General features: G+C 41.3%; 18 protein-coding genes. 9 read left to right on the plus strand and 9 right to left on the minus strand.

What is annotated here, in order from left to right; all coding sequences use genetic code 11:
• Nucleotides 1-52: 52 nt before the first annotated feature.
• From RHS_RS10915 to RHS_RS10940, 6 genes are all read right to left on the minus strand, one after another.
• Nucleotides 53-655 carry a response regulator transcription factor gene (locus RHS_RS10915; RefSeq protein ID WP_027292836.1) on the minus strand — a complete coding sequence of 201 codons (603 nt, stop codon included), beginning with the start codon at nt 653-655 and terminating at the stop codon, nt 53-55.
• Complete coding sequence (locus RHS_RS10920) at nt 633-2,198, minus strand: sensor histidine kinase (protein WP_047833186.1); 1,566 nt, start codon at nt 2,196-2,198, stop codon at nt 633-635. The genes RHS_RS10915 and RHS_RS10920 overlap by 23 nt, the downstream gene beginning before the upstream one ends.
• Before the next feature lie 70 nt (nt 2,199-2,268).
• Nucleotides 2,269-4,359 carry an FtsX-like permease family protein gene (locus RHS_RS10925; RefSeq protein WP_047833187.1) on the minus strand — a complete coding sequence of 697 codons (2,091 nt, stop codon included), beginning with the start codon at nt 4,357-4,359 and terminating at the stop codon, nt 2,269-2,271.
• A gap of 12 nt (nt 4,360-4,371) precedes the next feature.
• Nucleotides 4,372-5,118, minus strand: coding sequence for an ABC transporter ATP-binding protein (locus RHS_RS10930; protein WP_027292838.1), 747 nt, complete (start codon nt 5,116-5,118; stop codon nt 4,372-4,374).
• Nucleotides 5,119-5,302: 184 nt separating this feature from the next.
• On the minus strand, nt 5,303-6,481 hold the full coding sequence (locus tag RHS_RS10935) for a Gfo/Idh/MocA family protein (protein ID WP_027292839.1): 1,179 nt from the start codon (nt 6,479-6,481) through the stop codon (nt 5,303-5,305).
• Nucleotides 6,482-6,493: 12 nt separating this feature from the next.
• A complete protein-coding gene (locus tag RHS_RS10940) occupies nt 6,494-7,408 on the minus strand; it encodes a sugar phosphate isomerase/epimerase (RefSeq protein WP_027292840.1) in 915 nt (304 codons plus the stop codon).
• 407 nt (nt 7,409-7,815) lie between these two features.
• Here RHS_RS10940 and RHS_RS10945 point away from each other — a divergent pair, with 407 nt between their 5' ends.
• The 7 genes from RHS_RS10945 (at nt 7,816) to RHS_RS10975 (ending at nt 15,042) form a co-directional block, all read left to right on the plus strand.
• Nucleotides 7,816-8,631 carry a sugar phosphate isomerase/epimerase gene (locus RHS_RS10945; RefSeq protein WP_027292841.1) on the plus strand — a complete coding sequence of 272 codons (816 nt, stop codon included), beginning with the start codon at nt 7,816-7,818 and terminating at the stop codon, nt 8,629-8,631.
• Between the two features lie 29 nt (nt 8,632-8,660).
• Nucleotides 8,661-9,821, plus strand: coding sequence for a substrate-binding domain-containing protein (locus RHS_RS10950; RefSeq protein WP_047833188.1), 1,161 nt, complete (start codon nt 8,661-8,663; stop codon nt 9,819-9,821).
• Between the two features lie 117 nt (nt 9,822-9,938).
• Entirely contained in the window at nt 9,939-11,444 is a 1,506-nt protein-coding gene (locus RHS_RS10955; RefSeq protein ID WP_044294826.1) for a sugar ABC transporter ATP-binding protein, read from the plus strand.
• Nucleotides 11,422-12,387, plus strand: a complete 966-nt coding sequence (locus RHS_RS10960; RefSeq protein WP_027292844.1) for an ABC transporter permease — start codon at nt 11,422-11,424, stop codon at nt 12,385-12,387. Before RHS_RS10955 ends, RHS_RS10960 begins: the two co-directional genes overlap by 23 nt.
• A gap of 57 nt (nt 12,388-12,444) precedes the next feature.
• Complete coding sequence (locus tag RHS_RS10965) at nt 12,445-13,620, plus strand: Gfo/Idh/MocA family protein (protein WP_027292845.1); 1,176 nt, start codon at nt 12,445-12,447, stop codon at nt 13,618-13,620.
• A gap of 594 nt (nt 13,621-14,214) precedes the next feature.
• Nucleotides 14,215-14,790 carry a hypothetical protein gene (locus RHS_RS10970; protein ID WP_047833189.1) on the plus strand — a complete coding sequence of 192 codons (576 nt, stop codon included), beginning with the start codon at nt 14,215-14,217 and terminating at the stop codon, nt 14,788-14,790.
• Between the two features lie 45 nt (nt 14,791-14,835).
• A complete protein-coding gene (locus RHS_RS10975; RefSeq protein WP_047833190.1) occupies nt 14,836-15,042 on the plus strand; it encodes a hypothetical protein in 207 nt (68 codons plus the stop codon).
• 161 nt (nt 15,043-15,203) lie between these two features.
• On the opposite strand, the gene RHS_RS10980 is transcribed toward RHS_RS10975, so the two are convergent.
• From RHS_RS10980 to RHS_RS10990, 3 genes are all read right to left on the minus strand, one after another.
• Nucleotides 15,204-17,237: a LacI family DNA-binding transcriptional regulator gene (locus RHS_RS10980; RefSeq protein ID WP_047833191.1), complete on the minus strand. Its 2,034-nt coding sequence runs from the start codon at nt 17,235-17,237 to the stop codon at nt 15,204-15,206.
• A gap of 196 nt (nt 17,238-17,433) precedes the next feature.
• Nucleotides 17,434-18,579 carry an alpha/beta fold hydrolase gene (locus RHS_RS10985; RefSeq protein WP_047833192.1) on the minus strand — a complete coding sequence of 382 codons (1,146 nt, stop codon included), beginning with the start codon at nt 18,577-18,579 and terminating at the stop codon, nt 17,434-17,436.
• Between the two features lie 73 nt (nt 18,580-18,652).
• The gene (locus tag RHS_RS10990) at nt 18,653-19,243 is read right to left on the minus strand and encodes a TetR/AcrR family transcriptional regulator (protein ID WP_047833193.1); all 591 of its coding nucleotides are present in this window, start codon (nt 19,241-19,243) and stop codon (nt 18,653-18,655) included.
• Between the two features lie 176 nt (nt 19,244-19,419).
• Between RHS_RS10990 and RHS_RS10995 the strand changes: the two genes are divergently transcribed.
• Nucleotides 19,420-20,103 (plus strand): TetR/AcrR family transcriptional regulator, encoded by a 684-nt coding sequence (locus RHS_RS10995; RefSeq protein ID WP_047833194.1) that lies wholly within the window; start codon nt 19,420-19,422, stop codon nt 20,101-20,103.
• Nucleotides 20,100-22,418: an FtsX-like permease family protein gene (locus tag RHS_RS11000; protein ID WP_047833195.1), complete on the plus strand. Its 2,319-nt coding sequence runs from the start codon at nt 20,100-20,102 to the stop codon at nt 22,416-22,418. Before RHS_RS10995 ends, RHS_RS11000 begins: the two co-directional genes overlap by 4 nt.
• Nucleotides 22,419-22,421 lie beyond the last annotated feature (3 nt).

Consider the following 22,421-nt stretch of genomic DNA (forward strand, 5'->3'; position numbering starts at 1 on the left):
TTGAGAAAGCGTCAGAGATCGGGCAAATCCCAATATCTGACGCTTTCTGGTTTCAAACAGGAGGAATATATCCGTGCTGCAGCCCCTTTGCAATTGCCTCCACAGAAGAGGAGACCTGTAATTTATCAAATATATGCTGCAAATGATTGGAAACGGTACGTTCACTTATAAAAAGATGGTATGCTATCTCTTTTCGTTTCAAGCCTTCTGCCATCAGTTGAAGCACCTCTTTTTCGCTGTCGGTCAATTCCTCGATATAAGAATCTGTATTTGGAAAATAAGTATTTCCCAAAGTAATGATCTGGAGTATACGCAGCAGTTCATCCGGAGAAACCGTTTTGCTGATAAATCCTTTTGCACCTAATTTACGTGCTTCTCTCCGGTAAACAGGCAGATCATACCCGGAGAGCATCACCAGTTTCTGCTGTGGAAATTCTTTTAAAATGCGCCTGGAAAGTGACAGTCCGTCTTCACTGCTGAGATGGTTCAGATTGATATCCATAAGGATGATATCCGGATTCAGCCGTATAATATCATCCCGGATATGTCTGGTATCCCGGATAGATGAAAAGGACTCTATGCCATCCTGGCCTTCTAAGGCGATTTCAAGGCTTTTGGCAAACAGGATATGGTCATCGACTAACAAAACTTTCATAAGAATGTTCTCCTTTCATAGGCATGGTTATATGAACCGATATCCCCCGGGGAGTGTTATCCTGAATCTTCATTTCACCGCACAAGGAAAGTGTCTGTTCCTGAATGGAGGAGATCCCTTTGTGATCGGATGTGGGAGAAAGCAAAATGGTATCTGCGCAGGAAGTGCCGTTGTCACTGACACACAGATGAATAGTTCCTTTGTCCTGGGACAATGTAACCCACATATAGTTTCCTTTGGAATGCTTATATACATTGGTGGCAAGCTCTTTTATAAATCGGTATATGATCAGGTGATAGGGTTCGACTAAAAATAAATCGTCCGGGCATGTAAAGGTGGTGATAATGGTACGGTAAGGAAATGACCTGCCCGTTTCTTCGATCAGGTTCTGATAATTTTCCTTCAAAGTCAATGACTTTACGAGCGCCGGATGATAGTCCTGCATTTGTTTCCGGATATTTCCGTTTAGTTCATCCAGAGTACTTAAAATGAGCTTCTGCACTTTTGGATCACCGGATTTACTCATCAGATTCTTAAGGGATAAGACATCCTGCAGCACCTCATCATGAAGGTAGTTGGAGAAATCAGCTTTTAACTGTTCTTCCCGCCGAATCTGTTCCAGTACTTTATTGTAGGAACCGGGATGGAGAAAGGAAAACTTCTGTATACGGAAATTCTGCTCCAGCATAATATTACACAAAAATACCAGCCAGATGAACAGATTAATGATAAGAAAATATCCCCGGAAGCTGAATTTCAATAAATAGGAAATGAGTATAACGGCTAAAGCAAAAAACAAGAACATAATCCATGCCTGTTTTTTATGAAATACAGATGATAAAGGAGTACTTTTCGACTTTTTTAACGATATGGCATGAATGTTAAAAAAGAACAGAAGTACAATCAGGTAAACACCAAAATTCTCAAGATGCCCCGGCACCTTAGCCGTGAGGATGCAGTATAATGCAAAACTTCCAAAGATCAGGAAAAACGAGGTAAGTATAGATTTACGCTCATTTTTCCAGACAAAACCCATCCGCTTGTGATGCTTGATCAGGATCAGGAAAAAACAAAAAACAGTGATGAGAAATTGAATTCCGAACATAAATGCAAATACCCGGGGAGAGATAAAAAGCCCGATAATGGATCCAATACAGGTAAAAAACATCAGTATTCCGGTAAAACGTTTATATTGATATCCGGTATCCTGAAAAAAGAATACCAGAGTAAATCTGGCTGAAGCGCATAGAATAACAGGACCCAAAGCGGTCAGTGCCACAGCGCCTGCCCGGGAAGGGTCCAGTGTAAACACAATGTACCAGCAATTTAAAGCAAGCAATCCACAGAACAGATTCAGCATCTTGTTATTTTTAAGGTTGCAGGTAACAATATAGGAGATATCAAGCAGTATCAGCGTTGAAATAAGATATGGAACTAAGCTTGTGGACTCGGATAATCGGCCCGGCCCGGTAATGTTTGCGATATATAACATGGTAATCAGGTGATTTGCTAAAAACAGCAATTTGATTTTTCTAGGTTTCATTCTTTATATCTCCATTTTTATATTCAGACACGCTCCAGAGCAGATTAAAACAGTATCAAACGAAACAATTTTAATTAGGACTTTGGGGAGCATGATGCACAGAACTGCTGAAAATAATCTTATAGCACGTTCTTTTGGTGATCATATAGTAAATCAGGTATATGGCGGCAGTCACTCCTACGGAGACTGCAACAGGTAAATATTGAATCAGTGTTTCTCCCAATAAATTCTGCATCAATCCCCGCTTATAAACAAGCAGAGCAAATAAACTGTCTGTTAATCCAATTATAAAAGGGATGCTAAAAAAAGTGAACACCTGATTTCTGATTATTATCTTAATTTTTTTGCTGTTGTAGCCCATTTTCTTTAAAATATCCAAGTCTTCTCTGGAATCAGTTATGGCTGAGACGTTATTAAAGTACAAAATGCTTCCTGTAGCGATGAAAAATAAAACCACCAGAAATCCGATCAGAAGAAAAGTTGAGCTGTTCAGGGTAAGTAATTCTTGAATCCGATGGGAATTACCCTGAAGATAAGGGCTGTTATCTGTGATTTTTTCCATGGCTGTATAGATAGACTCATTATTTTTTAATCCCGGACCATTTAGGCTTAACACAGTAGTCCTGGGATATGTCATCTTAACAAGCCGGTTATAAGCTTCATCGCTGATAATCAAAGTGCCGATACTGTTGGCAAAAGAAATGGGATTGGCCAGGGTAGTACTTTTCACTTTCAGATTCAGGGGGCCTTTATCGGTGAGCAGCGGATATACGCAGCCGGTTTCATCGGAACCATCTGCATTGGGTTCGTATTTCACCAGGATGCACTGGGTTTCTGTAAGAGAAAGTAAACCTTCCAGAGAATCAGATCTGCCCTGGGCAGTCATTAACTGCTCATAAGAGGATGCAGAAATACATTCAAATCCGGGCACTCTTGTGAGTTTTTCGTTATTTGCATCTCCTTTTGCACTGCCAATCTGATATTCTATGGGAAGTACGCTGGCGTCGGAGGTTACTTTTATAATGTCTGTAAGTGTAAGTGTAACGCCAGAAGAATCCATATTGTCCAGAAGGGAGTAATTTGTCACAAGGGTCTGATTTGATTCGAGGGACGGACTTTCCGCAAGGATGTGTTTGACTGCCGGGATCTGCTCCGCATTTTCCACCCGGAATTCAATCTCGGAAGGTGCAATGCGGGAAACTGCTGCAATGGGATAGTATAATGTAAGTGCCATCACTCCCGTAATGGTCAGGGTAGCGGCGGAAAAAAGAGTCAGCATTATGATGGTTCTGGCATTGCTTCGAATACGGTAAATAAAATTTGGGATAGTAATAATGCGCACTTCCGTATAAAAGCGTTTGCTGCGCCTGGTAAGAGACATAAAGCAGGGCAGGAAAGAATTGATAAAAAATATGGTTCCGAATGTTACAAGCAAGAGGGTCAGCATACCGATTGGAGTGAATCCGGCAGTAATCCACAGGGAATCTTTTCCCTGTAAAATATTTAATGCTAAAAAGTATCCGGATAAAATCATCAAAAGTCCCAAAATGGAAGGAACGATCCGGGTTTTCATATTCTTTTCTGCATGTTTCTCCAGGCGTATCAGGTTCAAAAGTGAAGTCTGCCGGATTACTTTTCCATTTGAAAGAAACATTGCAGAAATAACGGCGAGGACAAATATAGCTGTCTGGACTATAGCCCCAGGGTTAAAAAGTATCATTTTTTCATCTGATAAAGACAGATTCAAAAGTGCAGTAATAGAGGCAACGACACCTTTGTGCAAGAATCCGCCGGCCAGAACGCCGATGATCAGTGAAGCCGTACAAATAAAAAAGTTCTCCAGGGCTAACAGGCGCATGATAGCTGATTTTCGGTATCCCAGCAATGCATAGATGCCAAGCTCTCTGGTCCTTCGACGCAGAAAAAATCCATTAGAGTAAGTCATGTAGAAGACAACAAATGCCATAAGAAAAACAGAAACCGTACGGCACATCATTTCCACTCTTCCATCAGAAGAGATTTTTTCCAGCATTACGTCATTCATAGAAAAAGAGGTAAAAGCAAAAAAGATCGTTATTACTAAAGATGCTGATATCAGATATAGTGTGTAAAAGGAAAAGTTCTTTTTCAGATTTTTTATAGCTATCAAAATAATATTCATAAGGTTCTCCTGTCATGCATGATTTATCCGGGTGGTTTCTTCCATGATGGTTCCATAGAAGTCATTTCGGCTGATGCCATGATTCCAAAGTGTTTTCAGTATGCAGCCATCTTTAAAAAAGAGGATTCGTTTTGCATAACTTGCAGCAAATGCATCGTGGGTTACCATTAAGATCGTGGTTCCCAGATCTTTGTTTGCTTCGTACAGAGTATCCAGAAGCTCTGCTGCGGAACCGGAGTCTAAGGCACCGGTGGGTTCATCGGCAAATAATATGCTTGGATTTTTAATAACAGCCCTGGCGGCTGCGGCACGCTGTCTCTGCCCGCCAGAAAGCTCACCTGGATATTTGTCAAGCTGGGAAGCAATGCCAAACCGTTTGGCAAGCCTGAGGACATTGCTTTCGATTTCCCCAGGGGACATTTTTTTGAGGGTCAGCGGAACTGCTATATTTTCCCTGATCGTGAGACTGTCCAATAAAAAGTATTCCTGAAAAATAAAGCCTAAATGATCCCGGCGGAAATCAGCGGATTTCCGGTCTGATAAACTGTTTAAAAGAATACCATTGATGATGATCTCTCCGCTTGTAGGAGTGTCTATTGTGGATAATACGTTTAATAAAGTGGTTTTTCCAGATCCTGACGCTCCCATAATACCGATAAATTCTCCGGATTCAGCCTGGAATGAAATATGGTCCAGCCCCGGACGTTGGTTTTTCTGGTATATCTTCGTAACTTCATTTGCAGATAACAAAATACTCATAATAAAATCTCCTTTTAGAATTGGTATATGAGACAGTATAGAAAAGGGAGAGGAGGATTGCATGAGTAATTTGCGCAGGGTTATGAAAATATAATGCAGATGAGACCGTATGAAGCGCGGGTGTCTTTAACTGAAATATAAGAATTAAGCCAGGGTACTGCTTAAAAAACAGTACCCTGGCTATTTAATTTTCCGCTACCTCTTTTACCTTCGTCCATAGCCTTGTCTTAGCTGATTCTAATATGGCGTCTGAGATCAGCTCAATGGCGTAGCCATCCCGGAAATTAGGGCTGACTTCCTGGTCCTGCATGATGGCTTTGCAAAAATCATAACATTCTATAATTTTTGTTTCCGTATAACCAATGCCAAGTGCCGGAATTGGCCACAATCCTTCGCCATAGGGATGGCAGGGGCCCGTGTAAACAGTGCGGAAACCACGTCTGTCATCCCCGTCCTTAGCAAAGCATACCTGAAGTTCGTCTCTCCGTTCATAATTAAAGCAGATAGATCCTTCAGAGCCGTGTATTTCAAATGTAATATAATTATTCCTACCCCAGGCATTTCTGGTGGCTTCGATCGTACCAAATGCACCATTGGCACACTCAGCCATAAAACAGCATTGGTCATCTACATCTACTGACTGACGGATGCTGTCTGCACCTCCTTTTGTATTGCCGAGGCTGTCAGACATACCGGATTGTACCGGTCGTTCAGGAATGTAGGTAGCAGTCCTGGCATTCACACTGGTAAATTCTCCAACGAGATACCGGAGCATATCTACAACATGGGTTCCGATATCACCTAAGGTACCGCTGCCACAGATGTCTTTTTGAAAGCGCCAGGAAAGAGGTGAATCCGGATCAGCTGACCAGTCCTGCAGGTAGGTGCCACGGAAATCTAAAATTTTACCAATTGCTCCTTCTTCAATATATTTTTTAGCCAGCTGTACCGCAGGAGTTCTTCGATAATTAAATGCGACCATGGTTTTTACGTGATTATTTTTCGCTGCAAGATACATTTCTTTAGCCTGGCTGGTGGTCAGTGACAGGGGTTTTTCACAGAGAATATGTTTTCCGGATCGGGCAGCGGCGATTGCGATTTCAGCATGCACATTGTTGGGTGTGCAGATATCCACCACATCAATATCCGGGTCATTGATGATATCGTGCCAGTCAGTAGTATAGGATGCAAATGCAAATTTTTCTGCTGCGTCACGGGCAGCAGCTTCATTGATGTCTGCTATCGTTTTTTTGAAAGGGATAGCAGGTGCAGGCCAGAAGAACATAGGCATTCCGGCATAAGCTACAGAGTGGGCTTTTGCCATAAAGCCTGCTCCGATTAATCCGATATTTAAAGTTTTCATAGATCGTCCTCCTTAAATGATGAACTGACGCATATAGCGGTAACTAAGTTTCAGGGAATCGATGATTTTTTCCTTTGATCCTTCAAATGCTTTGTCTTCAATTTCGATGCAGGAACAGCCGTCATATCCTATGTCGGTCAGAGCAGATACATATTTACCCCAGTCCACATCCCCAAGCCCGGGAAGCTTTGGTGACATATATTCAAGAGGGTATGCCATAATACCTGTATCCTTTAATTTCTCCGGATAGATTTTAATGTCTTTATAATGTACATGAAAAATTTTCTCCCGGAATTCATAAAGCGGTCTCAGATAATCAATACCCTGCCAGATAAAGTGTGAGGGATCGTAATTAAGTCCAAAATGTCTGCTGGGTATCAGAGAAAATACTTTCCGCCAGATTGCAGGAGTAGTCATGAGATTCTGTCCGCCCGGCCATTCATCAGGACCAAAAAGCATGGGGCAGTTCTCAATTGCTATTTTCACGTCGTGTTTTTCAGCCAGCTCTATAATTGGCTTCCAAACCTTCTGAAATTCAGTAAGATTTTCTTCTATAGTCTTTGTCTGCATTCTTCCGATAAAAGTTGTAATCATAGGTACGCCGAGTCTGGGTGCGGCACAAATCATATTTTTTAAATGTTTAATATAGCAGTTTCTTTTTTCTGGATTTTCCGTAAGCATATTGGGATAATAAGCCAGGGCGGAGATTTCTATGTTTTTTTCGGTACAGTAAGCTTTGATTTCCTGGATTTTTCTTTCGTTCAGATTTTCGATATCAATATGGGTTACGCCGGCGTAGCGCCTGGATGCTTTTTCCACAGGCCAGCAGGCAACTTCCAGGCATTCATAACCAATGGAAACAGCAGTGTCTACCACTTCTTTAAAATCTTCCTGATCTAATATAGCAGTTACAAATCCTAATTTCATAGCAGTAATCCTTTCTTTTAAATGGGAGTATTCATTGAGATTCCACGAAGAGAATCTTGTGATCAGTGACCATACAAAAAAATATTTGCGCAAATTTTACTACAAATCCATCATAAACCGAAATACCTCTCTTTGTCAATGATAAAAACCAGTTAATCATAGAAAAAATAGATGGTTCAGAAAAATAAGAGAAAAGGAATAACAGGGGAGATAATAAAAATACACAAAAATAAAGGTGGGATCCCCCTATTTTCGATACTTTATTTGAGGAAAATATACAAAGTGATGATTTAGCAAGAGAAAAAAGAGAAATAATATTGACAATGCACAAAAGATAAGTTAATATAAAACCACAAAACAAATTTGCGCAAATAAATAAAAATTTAGCGAAAAAGGAGAGGTTTATTATGAAACTAGGATACATGACAAATGCTTTTGGTCCATTGACAGGTGATGGAGGCGGCGTTACCAGCATGAAAGATGTAGGTTACGTGACAATGTGTGATGATGAAGATGCGATTTCTAAAATTGCAGCCAGAGGATACCAATACATAGAAATATTTGAGGGCAATATACGCGCTTACAAAGATAATCCCGGTAAGTTCCTGGATATCTGCAGGAAATATGGTGTATCTGTTTTAGGCGTGTACGCAGGATGCCATTTTATTTATGAGGACGCGCTGGAAGACGAATTGTATAAATTAAAAGAGGTAACTTCCATTGCTAGTCAGCTGGGAGCCAGGCATATCGTACTGGGAGGCGGATCTATACACGGTTCGGGCATCAAGGAAGAAGATTATCCCAGATTGGCAAAAGGGATTGATCAGGCTGCTGAAATTATTTCAGAATACGGTTTAATCCCCAGCTATCATCCGCATTTGGGCTCACTGGCGGAAAAACCGGATCAGATCCATAAATTATTTTCCTTAACGGATATTTCTTTCTGCCCGGATATTGCGCACTTGGCAGCAGGCGGGTCTGATGCCCTTCAAATGATAAAGCAGTATTATGACAGAATTAAATATGTACATCTTAAAGATTTGAATTCAGCCGGTGAGTTTGTACCATTAGGAAAAGGACGCATCAATCTGGAAGAAATTATTTCCTATTTAAAGGATAAGGGGTATGAGGGCGACTGGCTCGTAGAGATTGACGGGTATTCCGGAGATCCCTGTGAAGCTTGTGAAACATCTTATGAATATTTAAAAGGAAAGCTACTGTAATCACAGAAAGTACGAGGTAGAAAGATAAGATGAAGAAGAAAATATTAAGTGTATTATTATCCGCAGTTATGGTTTGTTCTTTGGCAGCCTGCAGCACCACAACCGATACAGTGACAACAACAGAGGGAAATAAGGAAACAGCCGCAGGATCTTCTATACAGTCAGAGGATAATAAAACGGCCGCAGCCGGAGAAATCCTTTCCACGGGCCCTAACGGAGAGAGTGCTACTCCAGCCAGCGAATTGACGCTGACGGAGGAAGAAATTGCAAAAGTGAAGGAAGGCAAATATACAGCTGCCATTTCTTTTCACTATGGTGGAAATGACTGGTCTACTTCACAGCTTAAAGGTTTGACGGAGCGGTTTGCAGAGCTTGGTATTGAAATCGTTGCTACAACAGATGCTAATTTCTCCGCAGAACAACAGGTGGCTGATATTGAAACCATTATGGCAAAAAGCCCGGATGTTCTCGTAAGTATTCCAACAGATGCCACAGCGACTGCGGATGCTTTCCAGCGTGTTGCCGATACCGGTACGAAACTGGTATTTATGGATAATGTGCCGAAAGGTTTTAAGGCAGGGGAAAATTATGTGGGAAGTGTTTCGGCAGATAACTACGGAAATGGAGTAATAGCAGCAGATTTAATCGGAGAGGCATTAAATGGCGAAGGAAAAATTGGTGTTGTCTATTATGATGTGGATTTTTTTGTGACAAATCAGAGGCTGGAAGCATTTGAGAAAACCATGAAAGAAAAATATCCCAATATAGAGATTGTATCCAAAATGGGATTCCAGGATGAAAATGGCTGTGATGCTGTAGCGGATGCCATGCTGACACAGAATCCGGATATACAGGCTATTTTTGCTCATTGGGATATCCCTTGTGAAGGTGTGCTGTCGGCATTGCGTGCAGCAGGCAGGGATGATATTCTCCTGGCTACCATTGATCTGGGAAATAATGTGGCAAAAGAGATAGCAGCAGGCAAAATTTTAGGTCTTGGTGCACAGCTTCCATATGATCAGGGTGTGGCGGAAGCTAATATGGCGGCTTATGCATTACTGGGTAAAGAAGTGCCTGCTTATGTGGCGGTTCCGGCAAAAAGAGTAGATCATTCTAATATACTTCAGGCATATGAAGATGTATATCATGTACCTGCACCGGATTTTTTAAAGGATGCATACAAGGAATAGTCATTTCGGCGGCTATAGCGGGAATGAATTTTTAAATATGCTATAAGCCGCTTTGACAGAAACAGTTAATTTTCACAGGACGCATGAAAGGTGCCTGTGATATACATGGAGGTCAATATGAGTCAATATGTATTAGAACTAAAAGGGATAAAAAAGTCCTTTGGAGCCGTATCGGTCCTAAAGGGGGTGGACTTCTCTCTTACAAAAGGAGAGGTACATGCTCTGGTGGGAGGGAATGGTGCCGGTAAATCTACGCTGATGAAGATTATGACAGGCGTCTACACCAGGGACGATGGGGAGATCTATATAGATGACAGACAGGTAATGATTCACAGCACCCATGATGCGAAGGATAACGGGATTGCCATGATTTTTCAGGAACTGTCACTGGTGCAGACAATGACAGTGGCGGAAAATATATTTCTGGGAGAGGAAGTAACCAGACATGGCATCCGGGATACCGCCTATATGAATAAAAAAGCCAAGGAAGTTCTGGATGAGCTGGGGATTGCTGCAGATCCTGATGTTCCGGTCAATAAACTCAGCGTGGGGATGAGCCAGATGATTGAAATTGCCAAAGCAGTTTCCAAGCAGGCACGTATACTGGTTTTGGATGAACCAACAGCAGCGCTTTCTGATTCTGAGACGGCAGAATTATTCAAGATGATAGGGGATTTGAAAGAAAAAGGGGTATCCATGGTATATATTTCCCATCGAATGAATGAGATTATGCAGATAGCCGATTCCATTACCATATTAAGGGACGGTGTCATTGTGCATAACGATGCAGTCTGTAATCTGACCCTGGATGATATTATTGCACACATGATCGGCGGGGCAGGTGTGAATAAAAAGTTCGATTGGATAGAGCGCAAATATGATAAAAAGGGTGCGGATATTCTTACGGTTCAGCATCTGAATATTAACAGTAAGCTTCAGGATATTTCCTTCTCCCTTAAAAAAGGTGAAATCCTGGGTTTTGCCGGACTTATGGGAAGCGGAAGGACTGAAATCCTGGAAACTTTGTTTGGCGTCAGAAAAAAAGAAAGCGGTACGGTTTTGTTAAATGGAAAGGTAATCGAAGTGAAGAGTACCAGGGATGCTGTTAAAGCGGGGTTTGCCCTGATCCCGGAAGACAGGCGGAAACAGGGGCTGGTGCTGATTCATTCTGTTAAGGAAAATGCTATTTTGCCCATCGTAACGAAACTGAGAAAGAAGAAGATTCTGGTTGATGAAAAAGCAGCAGACGAAATGGTTGCAAAGAACATTGAGCAGCTGAATATTATCACGGATGGTATACAGAAGAGAATTAATCTGCTGTCCGGTGGAAATCAGCAAAAAGTTGTAATTGCCAAATGGCTGAATATGAATCCTCAGATCATGATGCTGGATGAACCCACAGCCGGTGTGGATATTGGAGCGAAGACGGAAATTATTGAACTGATCCGTAATTTTGCTGATGAGGGTAAGGGAGTAATTTTCGTGTCCTCGGAATTGACAGAGCTGATGGCGGTCTGTGACCGTATTATAATCCTGTATGATGGAAGGATTACGGGAGAAATAGAACGTAAAGAGATAAAAGCAGAGGAGGAGTTACAGTATGCAATCCAAAAAGGGGAATAGACTTGGGAATTTGCAGTGGGATAAGTATATGGTTTACATTATCTTTGTTGCCGTATTTATTGTATTCAGCGTAACGCTAGGAAATAAAGGGTTTTTAGGTGCGAATAACCTATTGAACGTACTAAGGCAGACGGCAATGATATCCGTAATGGCAGTTGCCTGTACCTTTGTTATGGCTGCGGGACAGATTGATTTGACGGTTGGAGCAGTTGCGGCAATGACAGCAATGATCGTGTCATTGATCCTGAAGAGTACCAACTCCATTTTACTCGCTTTGGCAGCCGGACTTGGATTTGGATGCCTGGTAGGTCTGGTAAACGGTATATTAATCACAAAACTTCGTCTGCCGGCATTTTTGGCGACGATGGGTATGATGCAGGTAGTAAGGGGAAGCGCAATGTGGATAACGGATACGGCGGCAGTTCCCATTGAAAATACAGGATTTAATTTTATCTTTGGAGTGGGAAATATCGCCGGCATTCCGGTTTTGATTTTATGGACGGTTTTATTTTACATAATCGGCATTCTGATATTTAACAAAACAGCATTTGGACGCCATACACTTGCGACAGGCGGTAATGAAGTTTCGGCAGGGTACAGTGGAATTAATACCGTAAAAGTGAAGATCACCGCTTTTATTATGTCAGGTGCATTTGCAGCATTTGCGGGAATCATGTATGCAGCGCGTCTACAGGCAGGCCGTTATTCTTATGGAGACGGGGACGAGATGTCTGTCATAGCTGCAGTAGTACTGGGCGGAACCTCTATGTCAGGCGGCACAGGATCCGTAATCGGTGCATTATTTGGATCTATTTTAATGGGACTTATTAACAACGCATTGATTCTGGCTGGACTTAGCAGCGCACAGCAGACAATTGTCAAAGGGGCAATCATTGTTGTTGCGGTTGCACTCAGTAATCTGGCGCAGAAGAAAAAGAACTGACAATGATAAGGATAAAAATTGAGCGTTCAAACACATTGAACAGAGAGGAAAATGACAATGAAAAAATTAAATGTAGGTTTAATCGGAGCAGGATTTATGGGAAAAGCACACGTAGTGGGGTATTCAAATTTGCCAAAACTATTTTGGCCGGCACCGGCAATGCCTGTTATGAAAACAATTTGTGATATTGAACCAGAAATTGCTGCGGATGCAAAAGAAAGATTTGGTTTTGAAAAATGGTGTTCCGATTACCGGGAAATTATTCAGGATCCGGAAATAGATGTTGTAAGTATCTGTACGCCAAACAATGCCCATGCAGAAATCGCCATTGCTGCTCTGAAGGCAGGGAAACATGTGATCTGTGAAAAGCCTATTGCTTCTACTTTGGAAGATGCAGAAAAAATGGCAAATGCAGCAGAAGAAGCGGCGAAACAGGGGATTATCAGCATGAATGCGTATCAGTACCGCCGGGTGCCTGCACTTGTACTTGCGAAAAAGTTCATCGATGAGGGTTCTCTTGGCAGGATATTGAATGTACGATGTACTTATCTGCAAAGCTGGTCTGCGGATCCTTCCTCACCGTTGTCCTGGAGATTTCAGAAAAAAGTGGCCGGAGCAGGTACTCTGGGAGATATTGCATCCCATGTAATCGATATCGCGCAGTATCTGGCAGGAGATATTGATGAAGTAGTGTCTATGATGCAGACTTATATTACCGAAAGGCCGGTACAGGAAGGGGGAACGGACCTTCTGGGAACAGTCAAGATGGATTCCAATGCAAAGAAAGAGGCGGTGGATGTAGATGATGAAGACTCATTTCTGGTTCGTTTCAAGAGCGGTGCAGTGGGAAGCATTGAAGCCACCAGAAATGCATGGGGAAGGAACAATTTTATTACTGTGGAACTTCATGGAACACTTGGCAGCGTATGTTTTAATTATGAGAGGCTTAATGAACTGCAGGTTTGCTGGGCAAACGATCCCGATGACAGGCGTGGATTTAAAACTATTTATACGGGTCCCGCGCATTTTTATGGAGATGCAACCTGGAATATTCCGGGCATGAATATCGGCTATGGAGAGCTGAAGGCGATTGAAATGTTTGACTTTGTAAGTGCAATTGTAAACGGAGAGCAGCCTTCTACCAGATTTTCCGTGGGATATGGAGTTGAGAAAGTTTGTGCAGCGGTAGCAAAATCTGCGGGCAGCAGGCAGTGGGAGAAGGTGCAGGAATAAGCGCTGAAATAAGGGCAGGATTATGAATAAGTAATGGAATAATTATTTAATGCCGGAGGATTTAATGATAGAGAAGGCGGGATAGGTTATGTACGGGTGTGTGTACATGATCTATTTCGTTTTTCGCGTTTTCTGATGACATATGCGCCACTACAGGCGAACAGTTTATAAGGGAACAACTATTCATATTATATTTGGGTTTAACTAAGTAAAAACGTTTTGTGTTTTGGGAGCGTATGGTAATGAACAAGTGCAGAATGTTCCTTGTTCTTTGAGCAGATCAAGGCTTTAACCAGACTATTCATTTTAAAATACGCAGAAAGAATGATTGCTGCATACGGGCAAAATATAACATATTATTTATAAAAAAATCTATTAAGAAAATGTTGCGATTAAAAATAAAAATAGAACTTGAAATAATGATATAAGTGTTGTATAATGTAAAAAAGAAATACAGAGATACATTTCAAAAACACTTCTACTTCAAAAATTCTTAAGGCTCATCACTAATCTGGTACATTTTCAGTACAGTTTCCCTTTAGATTTGATTATTAATTTTTGTGTCTTTGTATTCGGAATGAATAGGAGGAATTTATGACACAAGAAAAAGATATCGCAGCAAAAATATTTCTGGGCAAGCCGGAACACTTCGCAGACTTATATAACGGAGCGTGTTTTAACGGAAATCAAATCATACACGCCGAAGATTTGGTTCCGCTGGATTCAGCACAGGAATATCTGCCGGGTAAAACGGATGCCGCTAAAAGGTCAGTACGCAGAAACCGTGACATCATTAAGAAAGCAGCTCTTGGGGCAGATTTTCTAATTCTTGCCTGTGAAAACCAGGAGCATGTTCATTATGCAATGGTAATTCGTAATATGCTGTATGATGCTATGAATTATGCAGACCAGGTAAAGCTGTCCGGTGATCTGGAGAAGTTCCTTCCATATTTGCCGAACTATAAATTAAATGTTTTGGATGTAAAACGGATAGCGCATCTGGAATATTTTCAAACAGACTTAAGAGAAGTATTTGGCATTATAAAATATGCTGATGACAAGTGCCAAATGAAAGCCCATGTGGAGAAGAACAGGATCAGATACAGTAAGTTGCTTCGGGAAACGATAGAGATAATTTTTATCTTATTGGGTGAAGATTCAAAGATGTAAGAGATAATAGAACAGGCGCAGGTAAATGATAAGGAGGAATACGATATGTGTAAAACATTTGAAGATATGAGAAGTGAAGGCCGAATGGAAGGGCGTGTGGAAGGTCGGGTGGAAGGCCGAGTGGAAGGAGAACGGATGTTTGCAGAGCTAACGTTACATTTAATAAATGATAACCGAACCATAGATTTGAAAAAAGCGGTAACGGATAAAGATATAAGAGAAAATCTATATCAGGAATATAGTTTGGCATAACAGTATATCCCTTGAAATGGATATTACTGAGGCTGTAAAGCCCTCTGGCTATGCATGTTATGAGCACCGGTTTCCGGTGCTCTGCTTGGGTTTAGGACAGCATCACTTACTCACCTGACCCCAAATTATTCATAATGTTTTGCTAAAAGTGCGCTGCAAGGCTACTCTTTTGAAAAAATATAATTAGGATTTTCCTTCAGTGCCAGCTTTAATGCAGTAGAAGGCTCCGCTTTGAACACCTTCTTCCAGGATTTTAAAAGGTTTTCCGGTGTGACAACAATTGGTTCGATGCCGATAAAAGAAGGTGTCTTTTTATGAAGCAGAGCGTTGGCGGCTGCCATGGCGATTGCCTGTCCCTGCTCATAGGAACATTGGGCGCTGATCATTTTGATCATCCCTCCTTTTGCCAGATTCAGAGCGATAGAATAATCCAGATCTCCGGTTACGATGGCGATGTCCGTGCGTTCCATCTGGGTTAAGGCAGCCATTGCTTCCATAGCAGGCCCTTCCCATGAAACATAGAGTGCTTCGATTTCAGGATGTCGTTTTACCAGATCCAGTGTTTGCTTAAATACGTCTTCTTCGGAGCAAAATGCAATCGTACCGCAGATCAGGAGATCGGGATATTCTTCGGTTATTACCTGTTCGGCTGCCCGGTCTCTCTGGTTGGTAGCGTAAAAATTGGCGCCGTGTTTGATAAATGCCAGCTTTGTGAGTCCGTGCTTTTGCATATATTCGCCCAGACCGTGTCCCATATTGCGTCCGTGAGAGTGCTCGTTGACAGAAACACAGCAGACATAATCATCCGGTGTCAGTCCATCCGGGACATTGGTAATTAAAATCAGCCGGGAAGAGCTATGGGTAATATTTTGAAAGGCATGGGCAGTTTTTTCATTATCTGTCGGTATGGCGATCAGAATATCGGGTTCCAAAAGCTTAAGGCTTTCCAGTTGTCTGCATTGCAGTTCCGGGTTAAAGTGGGCATCAGTAATCGCTATGATAGAAATGCCCAGATTGTCAAAGATATCACGGATTCCTTTCTGATGCAGCTCCATCCATGCTTTGCCGGCATAGTGGAAAGAAATAGCAGCTGTGTAATTTTTCTCCCGCAGGGTCTGTTCTTCGGAAGGCGTCAGAGCCAGGGATTCAATAGTTTCTGCTTTTTCCCCGAAAGGTCCCCGTCCAATGCCGCAGGTGGAATCTCTGACGTTTAACTTGGAGGGAATGACTATTTTTCTGCAGGGCAGCAATGTAGGGGAATTAATGCGCTCGATCAGTGCACTAACTGCCAAATTTGCGATTTCAGCAGTATTCTGCTCTACCGTTGTAAGGGGGGGATTATGCAGTGCCGCCCAATCAAACTCATTGAATACCACCAGGGAAACATCATTCGGGCAGCTGATATTGTGCGAATCCATATAGTGCAGCAATGGAAGCAGAATAGAATAATTTGCTGCCAGTATGGCAGTGGGTGCATCATATCCTGTAAAAAGCTGGTTCAGCACATTATATATATCCTGTGAGTTGTGCAGATTGGTCACGATATATTTAGGGTTCGCTTCGATTCCGTACTCCTGCAGCGCCTGCATAAATCCCATCAGCCTTTTGGGTGAACGGTCCTGGGAAGATCCCAGATAAGCGATTTGTTCGTGCCCGTTTTTAATTAAATGTCTGGTTGCCTTATATCCCCCATCACAGCTGTCAGATACAATAGTGTCCGCTTTATAATTTTCCAGTTCTCTGCCCAGAATTACAACAGGGAAATTTACATGGTTCAAAAAGGATTCCTGAATGGTTTCTTCTTCATCAGGAAAGACAATGGCACCTGCGGCTTCCGGTGCATTAGTTAAGTAACGGTTAATAATATCCAATCTGTTTGGATCGTATGAGTACTCAAAAGATAAAAGTGTGTATGGCGTCTGTTTTAAAAGGGCTTCAGCCTGTATTTCGATTTGCTGCTGAAAATTACTCTTCCGGTTTGATTTCAGAAAGAGGATGTACTTGGTATCCGTTGCGGACTGCGTAAGAGATTTGTTTTTTTTGATTACAAAATTAGGCGGATGATCCAGCTCCTGGATTGCTTTTTCTACACGTTCCACAAGTTCCGGACTAACGAATCGGGTCTTATTTACAACGTGAGATACGGTAGAGGTAGATACACCAGCCATTTTAGCAATGTCTGTTATTGTTGCCATAGTAGTAGCTCCAATTCTTTAAATTTTATTTATAAGCATCTGTGATTCCTGTTATTTTATTATAAAATAGGAGAGCAAGGCTTGTCAATAAAATTTGCGCAAATTTTATCCGGCCTTTGATTCCGGCAGCTAAAACCGCAGCTGTTTGCATCAGAGTACTCAGTACGGCACGTATTCCGTGATTAGTTCAAAATCCTTAAAGCTTCAAATCTATCCAGGCAAGGATATAATCCAAAGCCAGTTGCACATTACCAACTTGACAGTGATGCGACGCGTTTTCTTCTTTCGTGAAGATTCGTCCGCTTACCGATTTTGCGTTTGTGAGAGCTTTCAATTGTTTTTCAAAATAAACAGTATAGATGTCCTCCGCGCCCGCGAGAATTAACACATCCTGATGAATCAATGGTGAGAGTGTTATGGTATTATAATTTTTAATGCATTTGAAGTAATCATAAAGAGTTGTGATATTACCAAAAACATGGCGGCCTTGTTGAAACAGCCAAAGTGAAAATAGATTTACTTTCATTATTTCCTCTATACTCTTCCATTTCGGACTATCCGGGACTTCCAATAAATTACTTATCAACTTCTGAAGCTCCTCCGGCGCTTTATCTAAAACCGCTCCGTAAAAATCATAAATTAAATCGTATAACACAACCCTCTTGATACGATTCTCATAAGCCGCCGCACGCGCCGCCAGATATCCGCCTAAAGAAATACCGATTAAAGTCACCTCATTTAACTGGAAATAATCTAAAATTACTTTGGTGCAGATTTCCCATTCCGGTTTCATTTTCATTTCACATCTGCTTAAAACCTCTCCTTGGCCAAATCCTTCAAACATGTAAACATTGAATCCTTGAGAGTATATATATTGCAAAAGCGGGACAAATTCCTGAATAAAGGAATCATATCCTCCATGTATGACAATATCGCCTTTGCTTTCTTCGGTATGGCACTTGTATATGACGGGAAAATAACCTGATTCAAAAGGGACACGGACATATGTTAGTCCGGCATCTTTATAAGCGGCCTGGTATTCGTTCATACATTGCTCATAGATCTGAGACTTTTGCAGCTGTTTGTTGACGTCGTCCTCATCGTCCAGCATAAAAAACAGGGCCGCGCGCAGGCATGTGGCCGAGGCGACCAAATCCCCATTATTGTGAAATGACTCAGCCCTGCTGAAAAACAACTTATGCCAATTTTCAAAATCTGTTAACTCCCTGCCTATTTCAGAAACTGTATCATAACTCAAGCAACCGAATGAATAAAATCTATTCAGTTGGAAATTGAAAACCGTATCCTTATGGAAATCATGAAAGCCTACTGGAAAATTCATTATGCTACCTCCTGTATATTGATTTATTATATAGGTTCATTATCTTGGTTCATTTCATTTAATTTAATTTAATTTAATTTAATACTGCCATCTCTGTATCCAATATTTTAGAAAGAAGAGATTCGATATGTCTGATTTTTTCTTCCATAGAATTTATCTCGGTATCGTGTATAACGGCGCTCATACCAAACAGAATAAATTGACTTAGCAAATGAATATTTGGTACAGGTGCATTCATAATCTTCTTTCCTAAACCTTCAAGAATTAACCGTTCAAACAAAGGAACTATTTTTAGTAATGTTCTGGAATGCAATATCGACATAATATCGGGATTTACTTTTTCAGTATACATCAGTTTATATTCGGTAAGAGAACCTGGCAGGAGGGTAAATAATTGATTCAGCTTTTCTTGAAAACTCAAACCGGTTGAATTGATAATTTCGGTTAATTTTGCGATGTATTTTTCGTTGTAATTTTCTAGAGCGGCTTCATAGATCTCATTCTTGGATTTGAAGTAGTGATAGAACATGCCAATTTCTCCATCTGCTTCCTTCAAAATAGAGCGAACGGACGTTTTTTCATAGCCGTTTTCTAAAAATTGTTTCAACGCAATTCCTATAAGTTCCTGCCGCCTCACATCCGGCGCTTTTACAATTCGGGACATAATTTTCTCCTTTCTTACAAAACAATGTTCTGTTGTTATAATAATAGCAACAGAACATTGTTTTGTCAAGAATTATTATTATTATTTACCTTGACGTTTCCACATGAACATGTTACTATCACCTTACCGACAGATAGTCGGTCTATAAAATGAAAAGATAAAGTGGAGGAAAATAAATGAGGGTCGTTAAAGAAGCTGGGGAACGCAGAAATGAAATTTTGGATGCTGCAGACGAGTTATTTGGAGAAAAAGGATTTGACGGAACAAGTACGAATGATATTCTCAGCAAGGTCAATATAGCAAGGGGGACACTGTATTATCACTTTAAGTCCAAAGAGGATATAATGAATGCTTTGATTGACCGCTATAATGTGCGTCTTTTAAGCAGAGCCAGGAAGATTGCAGATGATAAGAGCATTCCGGTGGATGAACGCATGGTACGCGTTGTTATGGCATTGAATATAGGAAGCGGGAGCGGTAAGAAAATAATTGAACATATACATAAACCGCAAAATGCACTTATGCATCAGAAAATACAAAAGGTTGTACTGAATGGTGTTCCGGGGATATTATCCGGTATTATCTGCCAGGGGATTGAGCAGGGGATGTTTTACACACCTTTTCCCTATGAATGTATGGAAATGATTATTGCATATACCAATATGGTTTTTGACGGTGATATGGTGGATCTGTCCGAAGAAGACCGCATTTCCCGCATCCAGGCACTGATTTTTAATATGGAAAGGCTCCTGGGAGCTAAAGAGGGTAGTCTTATGTATGTGATGCAGATGTTTGGCATAGACAAGGAAAATATGGGGGAAGTTCCCATGAAAAAAATCGGAAAGCAGGGAAATTTATGAATGACAGAATTATCCGAAACGACATGTTAAATAGTAAGGCAATAACTCTGATGACTGTAATTTTTGTGGCGGCGGCAGCAATGCTGGTTTCACTGGCAGCAATACTGGGGGTCAATCTATTTGGTGCTATTGATACCCTGATGACCCAGGCGAAGACGCCTCATTTTATGCAGATGCATGCCGGTGAAATTAATATGGAGCGTCTGGCTGAGTTTGCAGCCGCTGATGAAAATGTAGAGGAATTTCAGGTGCTGGAGTTCCTGGGCATAGAAGGATCACAAATGGTATTTGGTGAAAACTCTCTCTCCGATAATGTTCAGGATAATGGTTTAAGCGTGCAGAGTGAAAAATTTGATTTTCTGCTGGATCTGGGCGGTAATGTTATTCACGTATCGGATGGAGAGATTTATGTTCCGATTTGCTATGGGAAGGATCAAACGGTAAAAGTGGGTGACAAGGCGGTGATAAGCGGTAAAGAGTTTATCGTTGCAGGGTTTCTAAGGGATTCACAGATGAATTCTACCCTTTCATCTTCCAAGCGTTTTCTGGTTAGCAAACAGGATTATGAGGTTCTGAAAGGTACAGGAAGCAGTGAATATCTGATCGAATTTCGATTAAAAGATGCTTCCAAATTATCCGCATTTGAAACAGCATATACCAATGCAGGGATGGAAGCAAACGGTCCAATGATTACCTACCCGTTATTTAAAACGATTAATGCAGTCTCCGATGGAATGATGATCGGGATTATACTGCTGGTTAGTGTACTGGCAGTGGCAATTGCATTCATGTGTATACGTTTTACGCTCCTTGCAAAAATGGAAGACGATTATCGGGAAATTGGAGTGATGAAAGCCATTGGTCTTCGTGTATCGGAAATCAAAAAAATTTATCTTATAAAATATATCGTAATTGCATTGACCGGATCAATTCTAGGATTCGCCTTGTCTTTTCTATTTAAAGGGGTGCTGCTTGAAAATATCCGGCTGTATATGGGAGAAAGTGAAAATGAATTTGCTGCCCTGCTTTTTGGCATCATCGGGATACTGGCTGTATTTTCAGCGATCATAGCCTATGTAAACGGTGTCTTGAGACGCTTTCGGAAAATATCTCCTGCCCAGGCAATTCGTTTTGGAACTTCCAGGGAGAAAGCCGCCGGGACGAAATATTTTAGTCTGAGCAAGAACCGGCTGCTGGATACAAATCTGTTTCTTGGAGTGAAAGATGTTCTGGCAAGAAAGGGGATTTATGGTACGATGCTGGGTGTGCTGGTTCTTGCGGCATTTATTGTTATTGTTCCACAGAACCTTTACAACACTATTTCAGGAGAAAATTTCTTTACTTATATGGGCATCGGAAAATGTGATATACGGATTGACCTGCAGCAGACCGACCATATTCCTGAAAAAACAGCAGAGATTCTTGATACAATGAAGTCAGATCAGGATATCGAAAAATATGTGGTTCTGACAACGAAAACCTTTCCGGTTAAGTTGGATAATGGACTGGAAGAACGCATAAAAGTGGAGCTGGGAGATCATTCGGTTTTCCCGGTTCAGTATTCAAAAGGCAGAGCACCTTCCGGTGATAACGAAATCGCACTGTCTGTTCTGAACAGTGAAGAGCTTGGAAAAACGGTTGGTGATGTGGTTACATTGATAATAGATGGAAATGTAAAAGAACTAACTGTCTGCGGGCTGTATTCGGACATAACTAATGGAGGGAAAACTTCAAAAGCCTCTTTTCGCGACCAGTCACCGGATATCATGTGGAGTATGTTTTCTGCAAAGCTTGCTGATCATCCTTTCGTTGCGGAAAAAGGAGCCGAATATGCGCAGAAATTTGCATATGCGAAAGTTTCAGAGATTGATGAATATGTGAATCAGACGCTTGGAAATCTGATCAGTTCCGTTGGAAAGGCTTCATTTGCGGCAATGGCTGCATCTCTTTTCATAACCGCATTAATTACGCTGATGTTTATGAAAATGCTGGTTGCAAAAGACAGATATGCCATTGCTGTAATGAAAGCGGTAGGATTTAAAAATTCAGATCTTATAAAACAGTATATTTTCCGATCAGTATTCGTTCTGCTAATTGGAATTGTACTTGGTACTATTTTGGCAAATACACTTGGTGAATTGATCGCGGGTCTGGTAATATCTTCATTTGGCGCTTCGTCTTTTCAGTTCGTGGTCAATCCATTTTCAGCCTACCTCTTATGTCCGCTGATGATGGTATGCACGGTACTGATCGCAACGATTATCGGCACCAAAGGAGCAGGACAAATCAAAATATCCGACAATATAAAGGAGTAGCGC

The sequence above is a fragment of the Robinsoniella sp. RHS genome, assembly GCF_001029355.1.
Classification (GTDB): domain Bacteria; phylum Bacillota; class Clostridia; order Lachnospirales; family Lachnospiraceae; genus Robinsoniella; species Robinsoniella peoriensis.

Coding starts and splice junctions, on each gene's coding strand:
- RHS_RS10940 (WP_027292840.1), bottom strand. CDS start 7,408: ATGAAATTAGGATTTGTAACTGCTATATTAGATCAGGAAGATTTTAAA.
- RHS_RS10965 (WP_027292845.1), top strand. CDS start 12,445: ATGAAAAAATTAAATGTAGGTTTAATCGGAGCAGGATTTATGGGAAAA.
- RHS_RS11000 (WP_047833195.1), top strand. CDS start 20,100: ATGAATGACAGAATTATCCGAAACGACATGTTAAATAGTAAGGCAATA.
- RHS_RS10955 (WP_044294826.1), top strand. CDS start 9,939: ATGAGTCAATATGTATTAGAACTAAAAGGGATAAAAAAGTCCTTTGGA.
- RHS_RS10995 (WP_047833194.1), top strand. CDS start 19,420: ATGAGGGTCGTTAAAGAAGCTGGGGAACGCAGAAATGAAATTTTGGAT.
- RHS_RS10990 (WP_047833193.1), bottom strand. CDS start 19,243: ATGTCCCGAATTGTAAAAGCGCCGGATGTGAGGCGGCAGGAACTTATA.
- RHS_RS10945 (WP_027292841.1), top strand. CDS start 7,816: ATGAAACTAGGATACATGACAAATGCTTTTGGTCCATTGACAGGTGAT.
- RHS_RS10975 (WP_047833190.1), top strand. CDS start 14,836: ATGTGTAAAACATTTGAAGATATGAGAAGTGAAGGCCGAATGGAAGGG.
- RHS_RS10925 (WP_047833187.1), bottom strand. CDS start 4,359: ATGAATATTATTTTGATAGCTATAAAAAATCTGAAAAAGAACTTTTCC.
- RHS_RS10985 (WP_047833192.1), bottom strand. CDS start 18,579: ATGAATTTTCCAGTAGGCTTTCATGATTTCCATAAGGATACGGTTTTC.
- RHS_RS10950 (WP_047833188.1), top strand. CDS start 8,661: ATGAAGAAGAAAATATTAAGTGTATTATTATCCGCAGTTATGGTTTGT.
- RHS_RS10980 (WP_047833191.1), bottom strand. CDS start 17,237: ATGGCAACAATAACAGACATTGCTAAAATGGCTGGTGTATCTACCTCT.
- RHS_RS10915 (WP_027292836.1), bottom strand. CDS start 655: ATGAAAGTTTTGTTAGTCGATGACCATATCCTGTTTGCCAAAAGCCTT.
- RHS_RS10970 (WP_047833189.1), top strand. CDS start 14,215: ATGACACAAGAAAAAGATATCGCAGCAAAAATATTTCTGGGCAAGCCG.
- RHS_RS10935 (WP_027292839.1), bottom strand. CDS start 6,481: ATGAAAACTTTAAATATCGGATTAATCGGAGCAGGCTTTATGGCAAAA.
- RHS_RS10930 (WP_027292838.1), bottom strand. CDS start 5,118: ATGAGTATTTTGTTATCTGCAAATGAAGTTACGAAGATATACCAGAAA.
- RHS_RS10960 (WP_027292844.1), top strand. CDS start 11,422: ATGCAATCCAAAAAGGGGAATAGACTTGGGAATTTGCAGTGGGATAAG.
- RHS_RS10920 (WP_047833186.1), bottom strand. CDS start 2,198: ATGAAACCTAGAAAAATCAAATTGCTGTTTTTAGCAAATCACCTGATT.